Raw genomic sequence first — 17,226 nt, 5'->3', positions numbered from 1 at the left:
ATCAAATCCCAGCAAGTTGTTTTTTGCTGGGATTTTTACCATTGGCAATGATACAATCTTTGCCATAGAACAATCTTGGTATAGATATCTGCTCTCCCTTTCTGCCTTGCAGAAACATGGCAGTTAAACTTAGGGGCAGTGTCCCGTTCAAACATTTAAGGTAATAGCATGAGCAACGAATTAAAAACTCAAGTTGTTGTACTAGGCGGTGGTCCTGGTGGTTATTCTGCGGCTTTCCGTGCTGCTGACTTGGGCTTAGAAGTTACACTGGTAGAATCTCGCAACACATTAGGCGGTGTATGTCTAAATGTGGGTTGTATTCCTTCAAAAGCACTTTTACACGTAGCTAAAGTGATTGATGACGCAGCTGAAATGTCATCTCACGGCGTTACTTTTGGCAAGCCTGAAATCGACCTAGACAAAATCCGTGATTGGAAAGAGTCTGTAATCGGTCAACTAACTGGCGGCCTAGACGGCATGGCTAAAATGCGTAAAGTGAAAGTAGTTAGCGGCTACGGTAAATTCACTGGCAGCAACACACTTGCTGTTGAAGGTGAAGACGGTACAACAACAATCACTTTTGACAATGCTATTATTGCAGCGGGTTCTCAACCTGTTAACTTACCTTTCATCCCTGAAGATGACCGTGTAATTGACTCAACTGGTGCGCTAGAGCTTAAAGACGTTCCTGAGAAGCTACTAGTTTTAGGTGGTGGTATCATCGGTCTTGAAATGGGTACTGTATACCGTGCACTAGGTTCTGAAATCGACGTAGTTGAGTTTGCTGATCAATTAGTACCAGCAGCTGATAAAGACGTTATCAAGATCTACCAAAAATACGTTAAGAACAAGTTCAACGTAATGCTTTCTACTAAAGTTGTTGGCGTTGAAGCGAAAGAAGACGGTCTATACGTTTCATTCGAAGGCAAAAACGCACCAGCTGACGCAGTACGTTACGACAAAGTACTTGTTGCTGTTGGTCGTACACCTAACGGTAAATTACTTGACGCTGATAAAGCAGGCGTTAACGTTGATGAGCGCGGTTTCATCAATGTTGATAAGCAGCTTAAAACAAACGTTGATCACATCTTCGCTATCGGTGATATCGTTGGTCAACCAATGCTTGCGCACAAAGCGGTTCACGAAGCTCACGTTGCTGCAGAAGTTATCTCTGGTCAGAAACACTTCTTCGATCCTAAGTGCATTCCTTCAATCGCATACACAGATCCAGAAATCGCATGGGTTGGTGTAACTGAGAAAGAAGCAAAAGAGCAAGGCTTAAGCATCGAAACTGCTGTATTCCCTTGGGCTGCTTCTGGCCGTGCAATTGCTTCAGCACGTACTGAAGGTCAAACTAAGCTAATCTTCGATAAAGACTCTGGTCGTGTTATCGGTGGTGCTATGGTTGGTATCAACGCAGGTGAAATGCTAGGTGAAATCGGCTTAGCAGTTGAAATGGGCGCAGACGGTGAAGACCTAGCGTTAACTATTCACGCTCACCCAACATTAAACGAATCAATCGGTCTAGCTGCTGAAATCTTCGAAGGTTCAATCACTGACCTTCCAAACAAAAAAGCAGTTAAAAAGAAGTAAGTTCTTTTGACTAATCTTTTTAAAAACCCAGCCCCGGCTGGGTTTTTTGTTTTTAACAATAAGCTTTTTAGAGGTTAGATATCAGATGTCAGACGTTAGTTGATCGAGAGAGTGGTTTTATTTTTTGTAATTGAACAAAAGCGTGTCATACATGAAATGAATTATACTTGTTTAACCACTAACCACTAACCACTAACCACTAACCACTAACCACTAACCACTAACCACTTTGATTAATATCTATTCCCCATATTTTTAGCTACAATACGCGCCGTTTAATTTTCTGGTAAATACGCAGTGGCTACTATCTCAAATAATTCAGTGTTAATGCTTCGTGCTCAGCAAATGACTGAGTCTCGTCGTGAATTTAAAGCGCGAGGAGCAAAGCTAACGCGTTGTGAGCGTTGTTTATTAGCGGAACACTATTGTATTTGTGAAGGCGTTGAGCAAGCTCAGTGTGATGCCGCGGTCTGTTTACTTATGTACCATAATGAGAGTTTTAAGCCGTCAAATACTGGCCGTTTAATTGCTGAAATCGTGCCAGATAACCATGCCTTTAAGTGGGATAGAACAAATCCAGATGAAGTCTTATTAAGCTTGTTGGCAAATCCTCAGTATCAGCCTATGGTTATTTTTCCTGCCAGCGATGTTGACGACGAAGAGCGCGTGATCACCGAAGTAACTCCTGTTGAAGGTAAGCGTCCTTTGTTTATCTTTTTAGATGGGACTTGGCGCGAAGCAAAGAAAATGATCCGTAAAAGCCCTTATCTAGATAATTTTCCTGTGCTTTCAATTACGCCTGAAAAGCTATCTGATTATCGATTACGTGTTGCTCCGCATGAGCATCAGTTAGGCACCGCTGAGGTGGCTATTATGGTACTTGCCCTTGCGGGTGAAGACGAGGCTACACAAAAGCTTGAGCAACATTTTATTAAGTTTAGAGATGCTTATCTGCTAGGTAAGCGTAATAAGGGACGCCCAGAGCAATAACTCTTTACTAAATTTTAGGCAAAAGAAAAGCGCGTACTATCTCTAGTCGCGCTTGCGGAATCTTCTTAATTTTTTGCATCCTGCAATTGAATCTAATCAACTCCCTAAACTTTGCCAATCCATGCGATTACACTTTACTTATTGGTTCTGTGCAATATAAGGCAATCCCGCCTTGTTTCCTTGTTAGTCCTTTACATCCATGCTGGTAATTACTTTACCACTCCCTTACGTGCCATCCTGACACTATCCCTCTGTTTGCAAATCCATTGCGATGCCCTAACGGCCTGTCCTTTATTCCACTTTTTGAACTTCCTGTATAACAACGTCCTGTTGTCATGCCATTCCACATCATCCTGATGTTGTCCGTAGGTTGTCACTCCATTGCGTTACTCTTCCTGAGCCTGTCCTTGATTCCTTATTCTCCTAATGAACCTTATTCCGCGGTATTATGAGTAATGCTTCCTTATCCATCTACTCATTAAGATTCTTGCTTAGTTGATGTAAGTAATTATAGAGAAATGGGCGAAGCTGAGTAGGTCAAAATCTTACTTAATCTGCTGGTTATTTTATTGTCATTTAAAAGATGTTTTTGTATTTCAAGTACTTATGTTATTTTGTGCAGTGTTTGCTGGTGGTTTTTACTCAATAACTGCCATGTGGGTGAGATATGTCTTACATGCAAATTCCTAAATGGCAGTTAGGTTGATTGAAATATAAGTTTAAACGGGTGCACTTTGCCCTAACTCTAGGTAAAATATTTTGATAATTGTTACTATTTAGGTGCTATAAAATGAAGAAAACAGCCTTAGTATTACTTAGCGCATTATTAAGCGCGCCTACATTCGCTGCAGATGTAGTAAATATTTACTCGTTTCGTCAACCATTCTTAATTCAGCCTATTTTGGATGATTTCACTAAGCAAACAGGTATTAAAACTAATGTGGTTTTTGCCAAAAAAGGTTTGATTGAGCGTGTAAAGCGTGAAGGTAAGCACAGTAAGGCTGATTTAGTATTAACCTCAAATTTTAGTGCGCTGATTCAATTAGAAGATTTAGGCTTAACGCAATCAATTAATAGTGATGTGGTTAATGCGAATGTGCCAAGCACTTTTCGTGATGCCGACGGTCAATGGATAGCACTTACTAAACGTGTACGTAATGTTTACTCTGCAAAAGAGCGTGTTGGTGCACTTGCTGAATTAACTTACGAGGATTTAGCCGATCCAAAATACAAAGGTAAGATCTGCACTCGATCTGGTAAACACCCTTACAATTTAGGTTTAGTTGCTTCTATGGTTGCTCACCATGGCGAAGCAAAAACTAAGCAATGGCTTGAGGGCGTAAAAGCCAATTTAGCACGTAAGCCGCAAGGTAATGACAGAGCGCAAGTCAAAGCCGTAAAAGAAGGTTTATGCGATCTGGCGTTAGGCAACAGCTATTATTTTGGCAAAATGATGCAAGATGATCAGCAAAAATCATGGGCTGAAGCGGTTTATATTAACTTCCCTAACCAAACAAACCGTGGCTCTCATATCAATGTATCGGGCGTTGTTATGACCCGTTATGCTAAAAACCCTGAAAATGCCTTGAAACTGGTTGAGTATATGACCGACAATAAGGCGCAAAATATTTATGCTTCAGTTAATATGGAATACCCTGTAAAGCAAGGGGTTGCATTATCTGAGATGGTTGCATCATGGGGTGAGTTTAAAGAAGATAGCCTTCCTCTTGATGAGATCAGCAAATATCGCCCTGTGGCACTGAAGCTGATTGACGAAGTAAAGTTTGATTTATAACGAGGATATTTCTCGTAACACATTTTTATAAAAGCTGTTTTTTAACAGCTTTTATTTTATCTGGTATTAATCCACTTATGCATGTGAAGTTTTCGCTGTCGCGTTGGCAGCTTATAGCCTGGCTTATTGGCCTGTTGCTTGTTACGCCATTAGGCTTTTTACTATTTGAATCTCTGCAAGGAGATTCAGATGTATTTCAGCACCTTTTCGATACTGTGCTGTGGGATTATACCCGTAATACTCTCATACTCATTGCAGGGGTAGGGCTGCTGAGCTGTGTAATAGCATTGCCGTTAGCTTGGTTAACTGCATATTGTGAGTTTCCTGGGCGTAAGCAATTTGAATGGGCATTAATGCTGCCATTAGCAATGCCAACTTATCTAATCGCCTATGTGTATACTGACTTACTAGATTACGCTGGGCCAGTACAAATCGCCCTTCGAGACTGGTTTGGTTGGCAGTCACCAGACGATTACTGGTTTTTTGATATTCGTACATTATCTGGGGCTATTATTATGATTGCCTTGGTACTCTATCCTTACTTATTCCTTATTTTTAAAACGGCACTCAGAGAGCAGTCTTTTAAACTAGTACAAGCTAGTCAGCTGATGGGTCTATCACCATTACAAAGCTTTTTACGCGTTAGTTTGCCTCTTGGTCGTGGGGCGATTGTGGCAGGGGTTACATTAATCAGTATGGAGGCCATGGCTGATTTTGCTACCGTTAATTACTTTGCTGTAAGTACGCTCACTACCGCTGTATACGATACGTGGCTTGGCTATTACTCATTAACGGCAGCGGCGAAAATTTCAGGTATCATGTTATTGATTTTGTTTTTAACCATCATGGTTGAACGTTTTAGTCGTCGTAATCAAGCTGTGTATGAACGTCAGTCAAGCGTTAACAGTGCAACCTTGTATCGCTTAAAAGGCAGTGCCGCATGGGCTGCAAGCTTGGCTTGCACAGTTGTGCTGGTATTGGCTTTTATCCTACCGGTTGGGGTGTTAGTTAAATACGCCATTGTCTATGCAGATGAAGCATGGAATGGGGCATTTTTTAATTACGCTTGGCAAAGTTTTAAAGTGGCTGTTGTGGTGAGCATTGCAACTATCCTATTGAGCTTATTGGTATTGTTTTATCAGCGCATTGCGAAACAAGCTTACCCTTTGATCCCAGGACGTTTAGCAAGTACTGGCTACGCCTTACCTGGTACTGTGTTAGCTATTGCCGTATTACTACCATTAACTCAGCTGGATGATGCGTTAAACAATTGGCTTGAGCCTTTTGGTTTATCACCAGGATTACTTTTGAGCGGCACTTTATTTGCGATGATTTTTGCTTATGTTGTACGTTTTTATGCGATTGCGCATGGCGCGCTTGAAAGCAGTTTTTTACGTATTAGCCCATCGCTAGATATGGCCAGTCAATCAATGGGCAAAGGGCCCTTACAAACCCTTTGGCGAGTACATTTACCGCTATTAAAACGCGGCATTTTAACAGCTGGCTTGTTAGTGTTTATTGAATGCATGAAAGAGTTACCTGCGGCTTTATTACTCAGACCTTTTAATTTTGAAACCCTGGCAACTCATGTTTTTCAATATGTTAGTGATGAGCAATTGGAGCTTGCGTCAATTTCAGCCTTGTTTATCGTGTTAGTTGGGTTAATCCCTTTGTATTTCGTTAATCGTTCGATGGAGCAAAATCACTCATGAGTCATTTGATAATTAAAGACTTAGCTTATCAGTACAATGCGACTCAAGTGTTGAGTGAACTAAACCTCAATGTTGAACAAGATGAAATCGTCTGTTTGCTTGGCGCAAGTGGCTGCGGCAAAACTACTACCTTAAAGGCAATTGCCGGGATTTTACAACCTGAGCAAGGCTATATGAGTATTGATTCAAAAGTGGTTAACGATAGTGGGCTGTTTGTTGCACCGGAAAAACGTAATATTGGCATGATGTTCCAAGACTATGCGTTGTTTCCTCATTTAACTGTAAGCGACAACATTGCGTTTGGCCTAAGCAATATGAGTAAAGCGCAAAAGCGCGAGCGTGTAGATGAAATGCTTAGCCTTGTTAAACTCGATGGTTGTGCACAGCGATATCCGCATCAGCTTTCTGGTGGACAGCAGCAACGAGTGGCAATAGCCCGTGCACTTGCTTACAAACCAAGTTTATTACTACTTGATGAGCCATTTTCGAATATTGATACACAAGTGCGTTTTGAGCTTATTGCCGATATACGTCGCATTATTAAAGATCAGCAGGTTTCTGCGGTATTTGTTACCCACTCGAAGGAAGAAGCTTTCGCGTTTGCCGACACGCTTGCGGTTATGCATGGTGGAAAAATCGCCCAACAAGGCTCTCCTGAGCAGTTATTTAGCCAACCTAACTCAAAGGTGGTTGCAGAGTTTCTTGGTACGGGCATATACTTAACGGCAAAAGTATTAACGCCAACTGAATATGAGACGGCGTTTGGTGTGGTTCACTCTTTGACGGCGAACAATGCAGATTGTCAGCAAGGCCAAGTGTATATAAGGCCGCATCATATTCAGTTGTGTGAAGCTGCGCACAGTGACGCAAACAGTTTAACTATCTTGCACAGGCGCTTTATCGGTACGCGTTATGTTTATCGTATCAATATTGCAGGGCAAGAGTGTGAAGTTGCTGCAGAGCAAGACCGCGTGTTAGCTGTTGAGCAGCCTGTAAAAATAAAAATAATGCCGCACACAGTCAATTTTTTTCATGATTAGTAATAAATAACAATCTTGAATCCTTGGCTTTGTGCAAATAACGAGAAGCTAAGGATTCACTATGGCGCAAGCGCAATCTGGGATTTGTGCTGAAGCAAACTTACATGGTTTGCACCTGTTTTTTAATGTTTACGATGGCCATGATGAGTCATTACGTAAAAAACTAAAACGCGTTAGCGTCATTCAAGATGAGTTTGCTGATCAATTCTCAGAAGCCATGCTATCGTGTGTGGTTGCCCTTGGCGCTCAGTATTGGCCGCATATTCTGCCCGAGTTTATCCCTAGCCAATTGCAAAGCTTTCCGAATGTGACTCATAGTGAGCATGTGATTAGTGCGCAGCCATTTGACTTGTTTGTGCAAATTCGTTCAGACCGTGAAGATGTAAACCATCTATTTGCTCTGCAAATTCTAAAATTATTAACACCGGATGTTGAGCTGGTGGAGCAGGTCCGTAATTTTCGGTTTTTAGATGGACGTGATTTTAACGGCTTCATTTATGCAGGCGATACACCCCATGGCCGTCAAAAACGTAGTACAGCACTTATCGATAAACCGGGTCACTTTGAAGACCAAGGCAGTTATATTCATGTTCAGCGCTTTGTGCATGATTTGAGTGTCTGGCAGCATTTATCGTTGTCTGAGCAAGAGCAAATCATGGGGCGCACGCGTCTAGATAATACCTTGATTGTGCCTGCTGTAGAAACCAGTCATGCGGTTCGTAGTGAATTAAAAGATGAGCATGGCCAGCCACTTTTGCTAAACCAAAGCATGCCATTTGGTGATGTGCATAAGCAGGGAATTTTAATGGTTTCGTGTGCTGCGCAAGGGGATGCGTTTGAGCAGGTATTAAAGAGTCGCTTGGGGCAGGGCGATTGCTATGATCATTGGCTCGATTTTACTCAAGCCGATATGGGATCTGCGTTTTTCGCCCCGTCTGTAAACTTCTTAAAGCAACTTTAAACGGTATCGAATAAAGTGCGCACGCGATCGAGCGTTACATCGATTTCAGAAATCTTCGCAGGGGCGATAAAAATAGTGTCGTCGCCTGCAATGGTACCTAGTACGCCATCTGCTTTACCGAGTGAATCAAGTAAACGAGCAATTAATTGTGCTGCGCCTGGACTGGTGCGAATAATAATCATCATTTCGTTATGCATAATATCAATAACAAGCTGACGCAGTGGGCTTTTCGCTGTTGGCACACCCATTTCAGCCGGTAAACAATAGACCATTTCTTGTTTTGCATTACGAGTACGTACTGCACCGAACTTGCTTAACATGCGAGAGACTTTACTTTGACTAATATTATCAAAGCCTTGCTCTTTTAATGCTTCGACAATCTCACCTTGTGAGCCGAAGTTTTCTTCTTTTAATAGCGCTTTAAACGCTTTGATCAGTGCTTCTTGTTTGTCTTGTGGTTGCATGTTGTCGTTTCTTTATTCATAAAATGTAGGGTAATTCTACACAACTCTGCATATTTATGCAGTATTAGTTTACAAAGTCGTCCAAAATGCTGTGTCTTTACAGCTAAGTTTACAACTATGGTCGAAATTATACGCGAAATAAGCAGGATAAATTTGTTTTTAGTCGCTAATTTCATTATCTTTAGGGCCACAAATATTTCCTACCTCAAATTACGGAGAATTCCAATGAAAGTTGCTGTTTTAGGCGCAGCTGGCGGTATCGGCCAAGCATTGTCTTTATTATTAAAAACAAGTTTACCTGCAGGTTCTGAATTATCGTTATACGATGTTGCCCCTGTTGTTCCTGGTGTAGCGGTTGATCTTTCTCACATCCCAACAGACGTTAAAGTTGAAGGCTTTGGTGCTGACAGCCTAGACGCAGCATTAGCTGGTTGTGATATCGTTCTTATCCCAGCGGGTATGCCACGTAAGCCAGGCATGGACCGTGCGGACCTTTTCAACGTAAACGCAGGTATCATCAAAACATTAGCTGAAGGCATCGTTAAAAACTGTCCTAAAGCGTTAGTAGGTATCATCACTAACCCAGTAAACGGCACTGTGCCAATCGTTGCTGAAGTATTCAAAAAAGCGGGTACTTACGATGCTAACCGTGTATTCGGTATCACAACGCTTGACGTGATCCGTTCAGAAGCATTTGTTGCTGAACTTAAAGGTTTAAGCGCAACTGACGTTAAAGTTCCAGTGATCGGCGGTCACTCAGGTACTACAATCCTTCCTCTTCTTTCTCAAGTTGAAGGTGTTACTTTCACTGACGAAGAAGTTGCAGCATTAACTCCACGTATCCAAAACGCAGGTACTGAAGTTGTTAACGCTAAAGCGGGTGGCGGCTCAGCAACTCTTTCTATGGGTGCTGCAGCAGCACGCTTCTGTATGTCTTTAGTTAAAGGCTTACAAGGTGAAGAAGTAGTTGATTACGCATACGTTGCAGTTGAAAACGGTGACGCAGCATACTTCGCACACCCAGTTCGTCTAGGTAAGAACGGCGTTGAAGAAATCCTTTCTTACGGTGAGTTAAGTGCATTCGAAGAGCAAGCTAAAAACGACATGCTAGCTACACTTAACAAAGACATCCAGGAAGGTGTTGATTTCATCAACGGTTAATTCCGACAGATGATAGGCGATTTTTTAAATCGCCGAAAACAAAAAAGCCTGCAAATGCAGGCTTTTTTAATGGCTCGAATAAATAGCGTTTAGTGATCGCGGGCAACGGCGATACGGGCCAAACTCTCTAAGGCTTGTTTGTACGGTGTGTCTGGTAAGAACGCAATACAAGCAATTGCTTTGTCAGCTTCTTGCTCAGCTTTTTGCATTGCAAACTCAAGGGCCTTAGTGTCAGCTAATGCCGCTAGAATGCTCTCTAAGTGGTCCATACCATTACCAAGCTCAATTGCTTCGCGTACTAGCTTAACTTGCTCTGGTGTGCCTTTTTGCATTGCGTAGATAAGCGGTAGGGTAGGTTTACCTTCAGCTAAATCATCGCCAATGTTTTTACCAAGTTGCTCGGCATCAGCATTGTAATCTAGAACATCATCCACTAATTGGAATGCAGTGCCAAGATGCATACCGTATAAGTTTAATGCTTCAAGGGTTTGTTCGTCTTGCTCGGTAATAATTGCAGCAAGGCCGGTTGCAGCTTCGAACAATTTTGCCGTTTTGCTGTAAATAACCTGCATATAGCTTTGTTCTGTGGTGTCAGGGTCATTACAATTCATTAGCTGTAATACTTCACCTTCAGCGATGACATTGGTTGCATCAGCTAAAATTTGCATGATTGGCATTTTACCTAGGCCAACCATAAGCTGAAATGAACGTGTATAGATAAAGTCACCCACCAAAACGCTCGCTGCATTACCAAACTCTGCGTTGGCTGTAGGCGTACCACGGCGCAAATGTGACTCGTCGACAACGTCGTCATGCAATAAGGTTGCGGTATGAATAAATTCGATGATAGTGGCAAGCGTAATATGGTCTTTGCCCTCATAACCAAGTGCTTTTGCCGCTAAAATGGCCAACATAGGACGAACGCGTTTACCGCCACTGTTTACTATGTATAAACCGAGTTGGTTAACCAATGCGACATCTGAGCGCATTTGGGCATGTATAAGTTGATTGACGTCATCCATTTCATTTTCGATTAACGTCTGGATAGCTTTTATATCCATTGATCTCCGAGCCAATATTTATGGGTATACGGGGCTGATTGTACAACAAAAAAAGCGCTTGCTCGATATTTTGTGATGATTCAGTAAAAAAACACTGTAAAGTTTTTTATTTGAGATCAATTTAGCCAAGATAAATTTATAGTCTTGATTAATAAGTGATCAGCTTTTTGAATTTTCAAGGTGCGTATTATTAGCGTAATTTAATTGTCATGAGATCGTAAAAACCGCTTGGCATGTGGTGTTTTTAGGATAGAATAGGGGAAAATATTGAATTGCTCTCAATGCAGCTATTTTTTATTCATTTTATCGAAAAAGAGGCTTGCTAGTTTTTGCACATTAGCGTAAACTTCGCGCCCTATTGAAGAATATTTTAGTTGCGTCGATTTGAGGGCGCACAGACGGAGTTAATTATGTACGCGGTTTTCCAAAGTGGTGGTAAACAGCACCGTGTGACTGAAGGTCAAACAATTCGTCTTGAGAAATTAGACGTTGAAACTGGTGCAGCAGTTGAATTTGATTCAGTACTTTTAGTTGCTGATGGTGAGAAAATCGAGATCGGTGTACCGTTCGTAAACGGTGGTAAAGTAACAGCTGAGGTTGTTTCACACGGTCGCGGTGAGAAAGTTAAGATTGTTAAATTTAGACGTCGTAAGCATTCTCGTAAGCAAATGGGCCATCGTCAATGGTTCACTGAAGTTAAAATCACTGGCATTAGCGCTTAATTAGAGGTACTGAGAAATGGCACATAAAAAAGCAGCTGGTAGTACTCGTAACGGTCGCGATTCAGAAAGCAAACGCCTAGGTGTTAAGCGTTTTGGTGGCGAATCAGTTCTAGCGGGTAGCATCATTGTTCGTCAACGTGGTACTCGTTTCCACGCTGGCGCAAACGTAGGTATCGGTAAAGACCACACTATCTTCGCAAAAGCAGATGGTAAAGTTCAATTCGAACAGAAAGGTCCTTTAAACCGTAAATACGTAAATATCGTAGCTGAGTAATCATCTCGATATTTGAAAAACCCCGCCTTTGCGGGGTTTTTTGTTTTAAGGCTCATAAATATATACCTAAGCGCCTTGGCATTGGGTGCTGAATAAGGCACTTAGGTATATAATAGAGTTATTAACAAGCCAATCTTAAAGTGAGTAATCATGAAGTTTGTAGATGAAGTAGAAATTCGTTGTGACGCGGGTGATGGCGGCAGCGGTGTCGTATCTTTCCGACGTGAAAAATATGTACCAGATGGCGGTCCTGATGGCGGCGACGGCGGCGATGGCGGCAGCGTTTATCTACAAGCCGATGAAAACTTAAATACGTTAATTGATTACCAATTTGAGCGTTTTCATAAAGCAGAGCGCGGCACAAATGGCCAAAGCCGTAACATGACTGGTAAAAAAGGCGCTGATTTAACGCTTAAGGTGCCTGTTGGTACACGTATCATTGATGTTGATACTGAAGAGTCATTAGGTGATTTAACCCAGCATGGTCAAAAGGTTGTTGTTGCAAAAGGTGGTTTCCATGGCTTGGGGAACGCACGTTTTAAATCAAGTACAAACCGTGCGCCACGTCAAAAAACACTAGGTACACCTGGTGAAGTTCGCAGCTTACGCTTAGAGCTAATGCTACTTGCTGATGTTGGCTTACTTGGTTTACCAAATGCTGGTAAATCAACGTTTATCCGCAGTGTTTCGGCAGCTAAACCAAAAGTGGCAGATTACCCGTTTACGACGCTTATTCCTAATCTTGGTGTAGTACGCCCAGATGCGAATAAGTCATTTGTAATTGCTGATATTCCAGGTCTAATCGAAGGGGCTTCAGATGGTGCAGGCCTTGGTATTCGCTTCTTAAAGCACTTAGAGCGTTGTCGTGTATTACTGCATATCATTGATGTTATGCCTGTTGATGGCACAAATCCGGTTGATAATGCCTTTGCGATTATTAATGAGCTACACCAATATAGTCCTAAGCTTGCTGAAAAGCCGCGCTGGTTAGTATTTAACAAAATTGACCTATTACCAGAAGATGAAGCTGAAGCGCTGTGTAATGAAATTGCCGAAGAGCTAGGTGAAGAGGTTAATGTTTACCGTATCTCTGCTGCAAATAAGCAAAATACTCAAGCACTATGTCATGACATTATGGCGCTACTTGATAGTATGCCGAAAGAGAAATTCGCTGAAGAAGAGAAAGAAGAAGTTGAATTTAAGTGGGATACTTATCATCAGAAAGCAACATCTCAAGACGATGATGATTGGGATGACGACTGGGATGATGATGACTACGATGTAGAAGTTATCTACCAACGATAAAATTTTAAAACTGAAAAGGAGCCATGCGCTCCTTTTTTATTAATAAGAAAAAAGTATTAAGGTTTAGTGTGAAAATTTCAATGATTGCTGCTATGGCAAATAACCGAGTAATTGGCCAAGACAACCAAATGCCATGGCATTTACCCGCCGATCTGCAACACTTTAAAAAAGTAACCATGGCAAAGCCTGTGATCATGGGCCGTAAAACATTTGAATCAATAGGTCGGCCTTTACCAGGTCGTCAAAATATTATTATCACGCGTAATGCTGATTACACAGCTGAAGGTATTGAGGTGGTTACTTCACCAGAGGCTGCGCTGGAATTGGTTGCTGATGTTGAAGAAGTAATGATTATAGGTGGCGGAAATATATACGAACAATTTCTATCTCAAGCAGATCGTCTATACTTAACATTCATCGACCTTGAAGTGGCCGGTGATACGCAGTTTCCAGATTACGAAAGTGTTGCTAATTGGACAGTTGCCGAGCAAGAAAAGCATCAGCCTGATAACAAAAACCCTTACTCGTATACTTTTGTAACCCTGTACAAAAACTCGTAACATTATTGCGGTAAAATTAATTAGTTGGTACAATATTACACAATCTTGGTAAGAAGAAAGTATTACATAAGGGCAAAATATGATGAAGTTACCAAATATGTTACTTGCAGCGGCTGTTGTTTCAGCGTCAGTTGCGTATACAGCACCAGCAAAAGCTGATGATCAATTAGCGGTTTCTATCTGTGAGTACATCGCAGCTGATGATAAAAACCGTTTACGTAGTAAGCTTAAAAGCTCACGTGTGAAAATTCGTAACATCTTTGATGCTGTAAAATGTAACGGCAACAATATGCTTCGTCATGCAATTGAAAGCGGCGCTGCAGATGCTGGTGAATACATCGTTAAGAACTTATCTAAAAGCTCTTTAGCAGACGGTGCAGACATCGCATGGGCAGAATCAAACGGCCACGGTGGTTCTCCACTAATCGCTGTTATTAAAGACCGCGCAGGCCTTTAATTGAAACGCCAATAGAATTTAAGAAACCGCACTCGTTGCGGTTTTTTTGTGCCTGAATAACACACTTATAAAGTGAATACATACAAAAAACCGTGTTTGTTTTCACAAACACGGCTTCTATCTTTGTTAACTCGTAACTCGTTTACAGCTTCTTAAACTTTAAACGCGTCTACCGATAAACGTAGTTCTTCGGCTAACTTAGCAACTTCTGAACTTGAAATATTGGTTTGGTTTGCGCCCTCAGCTGTTTGCTCTGCAATTGCCACAATTGACTCTAAGCGTTCGCTAATTTCTTGCGATACTTGTTGCTGTTCGTGAGCGGCTGTCGAGATCTCTTCACTTACATTATGCGCTTGTGCAACGGCTGCTGTGATTGAGTCAAGGGCTGTGTTGGCAAGGTCTGATTGCTCAACACAAGACTCAGCCTGTTGCTTACCTTTCGACATTGCCGATACAGCAGCCTCTGCACCAACCTGAAGCGATTCAATCATAGCTTGGATCTCTTGCGTCGATTCTTGAGTTTTACTCGCTAGAGAGCGTACTTCGTCAGCTACAACAGCGAAGCCTCGACCTTGTTCGCCAGCACGTGCAGCTTCAATTGCAGCATTCAGTGCAAGTAGGTTAGTTTGCTCTGCAATGCCACGAATAACATCTAAGATGCCACCAATTGATGCGCTATCTTTGTGTAGCTTATTGATAACTTGTGAAGCATCATCAACTTCACGGGCAAGTTGTTCAATAGTCGCTTTGTTTTGCGAAGAAATACCTTTAACACGGTCAGCTTCTTTATCTGCGTTCTTGATTTCACTAAGTGCCTGTTGAGCACTGCTGCTTACCGCTTGTGATGTGCTGCTCATTTCCGTGGTTGCTGTAGCAGCTTGTTCTACTTGCGCTTGTTGATTACGAATAGCTTGGCTTGATTCTTCAGTGATTGCTGAAGTTTCTTCAGATGCAGCTGCAAGCTGTGTAGAGCGAGAGATAATGCCTTGAATAAGCGTACGTAAACTTTCGATTAGCGTATTACAACTACGTGATAGCTCACCAAACTCGTCTTTAGCAGAGTCGTCTAGGCGTTGAGTCATATCGCCGCTAGCAACAATATCAAGAATACGGTTTACTTCAGAAAGTGGTTTAGTAATACGGCTAACAGTAATTGCTGCAACAGCAATTGCAATTAAAGTGGCGATAACCATGGCAATCCAAGTCCAGATGGTTGCTGTAGATACGTTACCACTTACATCTTGCTGTAAGTCAAAAGCAAGTACAGTTGCTTGGTCAACAAGCTCTTTAAGTTGTTTTAGGGCTTCAGTCGTTGATTTCTCTGCATTTGCAAGTTCAGCTTGAGTTTGTGCAATTGCATCAATTAAACGCTTTTTATTTGCTGATAGGCTGTTGTTGCCACGTACGTTATTTACAAGGTTTTCAACATAACTGTTTAGGTCATTATATAAATCAGCATTACTTTCAATGATAGCTGGGCGAATAAGGCCAAGGCTGCGCTCAACTTCTTCTAAGTAATAAACTTGTTCGTTTTTCACGATATCTAACGTGTTAAGAGTTTTAACCGTTAGCATATCGGTACTGTTAGTCACTACCGACTGGAAGTTGTTTTCCATGTTGTTAGCAGCTTGGTAGGCACGTGAATGGTTCTCTTCAAGACCATCAATATCAATGATGTCAAGCACAACAGAGTTAGCATCTTCTGCGCTGATCTCAATATCTTCAAGCTGGGTGCGCAGCGTATTGTTAAGTTCAAGTTGAGTTTGTTTATCCTTAAAAAGGTTATCGACAGACTTGGCAAAGCGCTTATAAGTTTGCTCAACTTCTTGACTGCTTTGTTTTAATTTAGGGTCGTTACTCACTATTTGTTGTAGGTCTTGATAAGAGCTATCGTAACGCTTTTTCTGTTCGGTAAAGTTCTTGCGAATAGTTGCTAATTCATCTTGTGATGTAGTGTAAAAACTAGCTTGCGCTGATTTACTCATCAGGATGAATTCAACCTGCAACTCATAACTTTTGTCGAGGGCCGGTAATGACAGCTGATTAACTCGCTGTGTCGATTGATCAATGTTGGTAATTCTGATCAACGAGTTACCACCAATAAATAGCAGGAGTAACGTAATAACAATAAAGCCACCCCAAATACGCTGTCTAACGGTCAAGTTCATATGTAATTCCAGAAAATAGTACTAATCAACACTTATCGGCAAGGTTGCCAATTAGTTAAGTATTTAAATTTAATTAGCTTAAAATTAAATTAACTTTAATTGTTATAAATCTAACAGATGTTCAGCTATTTTTCAGTTTATTTAGATAAAAGAGTGGGATTTTTCGACAAAACAGTCTTTTTTGCTGAGTTCCATGAGGGTCATCGCGCCTCCCCATACACAGGCAGTGTCGAGGGCATGAATATTTTCGGCTTTAACTTTACCTTCTAAAGCAGCCCAATGACCAAATGTGATCTGTTGCTTGAGCTTACTTATACTCGGATGCTCAAACCAAGGGATTATTGAGCTATCTTCACTAATGCTGGTTTTATTGCTGAAATCGAGTTCACCAAGCAAATTAACGAAGCGCATGCGCGTGAAGTAATTAACGATATAACGAAATTTAGCCTCGTTAGGTAGCGTTGATTGCCATTCTAATGGGTGGGGTTCATACATATTGGCAAAGTAATGATAGGCATCACTACCTTGGTAGCAACTTTCGGCAAAGCGAGCGCGTTTTAATGCTTTTTTTATTGACCAATTTGGATTTAAGCCAGCATGGCTTATCAGCATGTCATAGCGTTCAAGCCAAATCGCTAATGGTTGTTGTTGCAAAAAGTGAATATATTCAGGGAGCTTTGGGCTGTCAAAAACACCAGCAAGCTTATCTTTTGGATTTGCTGGTTTATTTAGATAATGACAAGCAATTAGGTGTAAATCATGATTACCAAGAGTAATAGTTACACTGCCTTGCATAGTATGAAGGCGCTCGAGGCAAGCGAGTGAATCTGGACCTCGAGCAACAATATCGCCAACTAAGTAAAGGTGATCTTGGCTTGGGTTGAAGTTGACACGTTTTAGTAACGCATCAAATTCACTATAACAGCCTTGTAAGTCACCAATTGCGTAGTTAGCCATTATTAC

General features: G+C 41.5%; 16 protein-coding genes. 12 read left to right on the top strand and 4 right to left on the bottom strand.

The features are described from left to right. Nucleotides 1-168: 168 nt before the first annotated feature. The 6 genes from lpdA to AOG26_RS12385 all read left to right on the top strand — a co-directional run bounded on the left by lpdA (nucleotide 169) and on the right by AOG26_RS12385 (nucleotide 8,091). Nucleotides 169-1,593, top strand: a complete 1,425-nt coding sequence (lpdA, locus tag AOG26_RS12410; RefSeq protein ID WP_054562783.1) for a dihydrolipoyl dehydrogenase — start codon at nucleotides 169-171, stop codon at nucleotides 1,591-1,593. Between the two features lie 327 nt (nucleotides 1,594-1,920). Then, a complete protein-coding gene (locus tag AOG26_RS12405) occupies nucleotides 1,921-2,583 on the top strand; it encodes a tRNA-uridine aminocarboxypropyltransferase (protein ID WP_054562814.1) in 663 nt (220 codons plus the stop codon). A 790-nt stretch (nucleotides 2,584-3,373) separates the two neighbouring features. Next, the gene (locus AOG26_RS12400) at nucleotides 3,374-4,378 is read left to right on the top strand and encodes a Fe(3+) ABC transporter substrate-binding protein (RefSeq protein WP_054562782.1); all 1,005 of its coding nucleotides are present in this window, start codon (nucleotides 3,374-3,376) and stop codon (nucleotides 4,376-4,378) included. A gap of 77 nt (nucleotides 4,379-4,455) precedes the next feature. Beyond that, nucleotides 4,456-6,090 carry an ABC transporter permease gene (locus AOG26_RS12395; RefSeq protein WP_054562781.1) on the top strand — a complete coding sequence of 545 codons (1,635 nt, stop codon included), beginning with the start codon at nucleotides 4,456-4,458 and terminating at the stop codon, nucleotides 6,088-6,090. Beyond that, a complete protein-coding gene (locus AOG26_RS12390; protein WP_054562780.1) occupies nucleotides 6,087-7,130 on the top strand; it encodes an ABC transporter ATP-binding protein in 1,044 nt (347 codons plus the stop codon). Before AOG26_RS12395 ends, AOG26_RS12390 begins: the two co-directional genes overlap by 4 nt. 61 nt (nucleotides 7,131-7,191) lie before the next feature. Next, entirely contained in the window at nucleotides 7,192-8,091 is a 900-nt protein-coding gene (locus tag AOG26_RS12385) for a Dyp-type peroxidase (protein ID WP_054562779.1), read from the top strand. Here AOG26_RS12385 and argR read toward each other — a convergent pair. Then, the gene (argR, locus tag AOG26_RS12380; protein ID WP_054551012.1) at nucleotides 8,088-8,555 is read right to left on the bottom strand and encodes a transcriptional regulator ArgR; all 468 of its coding nucleotides are present in this window, start codon (nucleotides 8,553-8,555) and stop codon (nucleotides 8,088-8,090) included. The two genes, AOG26_RS12385 and argR, sit on opposite strands and share 4 nt — an antisense overlap. A gap of 225 nt (nucleotides 8,556-8,780) precedes the next feature. Between argR and mdh the strand changes: the two genes are divergently transcribed. After that, nucleotides 8,781-9,716: a malate dehydrogenase gene (gene mdh, locus AOG26_RS12375; RefSeq protein WP_054562778.1), complete on the top strand. Its 936-nt coding sequence runs from the start codon at nucleotides 8,781-8,783 to the stop codon at nucleotides 9,714-9,716. A gap of 89 nt (nucleotides 9,717-9,805) precedes the next feature. Here mdh and ispB read toward each other — a convergent pair whose 3' ends face one another. After that, nucleotides 9,806-10,777 carry an octaprenyl diphosphate synthase gene (ispB, locus tag AOG26_RS12370; protein WP_054562777.1) on the bottom strand — a complete coding sequence of 324 codons (972 nt, stop codon included), beginning with the start codon at nucleotides 10,775-10,777 and terminating at the stop codon, nucleotides 9,806-9,808. Between the two features lie 410 nt (nucleotides 10,778-11,187). On the opposite strand from ispB, the gene rplU reads away from it, so the two are divergent. The 5 genes from rplU to AOG26_RS12345 all read left to right on the top strand — a co-directional run bounded on the left by rplU (nucleotide 11,188) and on the right by AOG26_RS12345 (nucleotide 14,095). Further along, nucleotides 11,188-11,499, top strand: coding sequence for a 50S ribosomal protein L21 (rplU, locus tag AOG26_RS12365; protein ID WP_036965957.1), 312 nt, complete (start codon nucleotides 11,188-11,190; stop codon nucleotides 11,497-11,499). A gap of 16 nt (nucleotides 11,500-11,515) precedes the next feature. Continuing rightward, the gene (gene rpmA / locus AOG26_RS12360; protein ID WP_054551015.1) at nucleotides 11,516-11,773 is read left to right on the top strand and encodes a 50S ribosomal protein L27; all 258 of its coding nucleotides are present in this window, start codon (nucleotides 11,516-11,518) and stop codon (nucleotides 11,771-11,773) included. A 150-nt stretch (nucleotides 11,774-11,923) separates the two neighbouring features. Then, a complete protein-coding gene (gene cgtA, locus AOG26_RS12355) occupies nucleotides 11,924-13,078 on the top strand; it encodes an Obg family GTPase CgtA (RefSeq protein ID WP_054562776.1) in 1,155 nt (384 codons plus the stop codon). Between the two features lie 80 nt (nucleotides 13,079-13,158). Beyond that, nucleotides 13,159-13,638 carry a type 3 dihydrofolate reductase gene (folA, locus tag AOG26_RS12350; protein ID WP_082401652.1) on the top strand — a complete coding sequence of 160 codons (480 nt, stop codon included), beginning with the start codon at nucleotides 13,159-13,161 and terminating at the stop codon, nucleotides 13,636-13,638. 79 nt (nucleotides 13,639-13,717) lie between these two features. Next, complete coding sequence (locus tag AOG26_RS12345) at nucleotides 13,718-14,095, top strand: DUF3718 domain-containing protein (RefSeq protein ID WP_054562775.1); 378 nt, start codon at nucleotides 13,718-13,720, stop codon at nucleotides 14,093-14,095. A 152-nt stretch (nucleotides 14,096-14,247) separates the two neighbouring features. On the opposite strand, the gene AOG26_RS12340 is transcribed toward AOG26_RS12345, so the two are convergent. Together AOG26_RS12340 and AOG26_RS12335 are read right to left on the bottom strand one after the other, a co-directional pair. Then, nucleotides 14,248-16,263: a methyl-accepting chemotaxis protein gene (locus tag AOG26_RS12340; protein WP_054562774.1), complete on the bottom strand. Its 2,016-nt coding sequence runs from the start codon at nucleotides 16,261-16,263 to the stop codon at nucleotides 14,248-14,250. A 141-nt stretch (nucleotides 16,264-16,404) separates the two neighbouring features. Continuing rightward, nucleotides 16,405-17,220 (bottom strand): symmetrical bis(5'-nucleosyl)-tetraphosphatase, encoded by an 816-nt coding sequence (locus AOG26_RS12335; protein ID WP_054562773.1) that lies wholly within the window; start codon nucleotides 17,218-17,220, stop codon nucleotides 16,405-16,407. Between the last annotated feature and the right edge of the window lie 6 nt (nucleotides 17,221-17,226).

Source organism: Pseudoalteromonas sp. UCD-33C (assembly GCF_001306895.1).
Lineage (GTDB): Bacteria > Pseudomonadota > Gammaproteobacteria > Enterobacterales > Alteromonadaceae > Pseudoalteromonas.
Note: the sequence above shows the minus strand (reverse complement) of the source record. Positions and strands in the feature narration are given on the sequence as shown.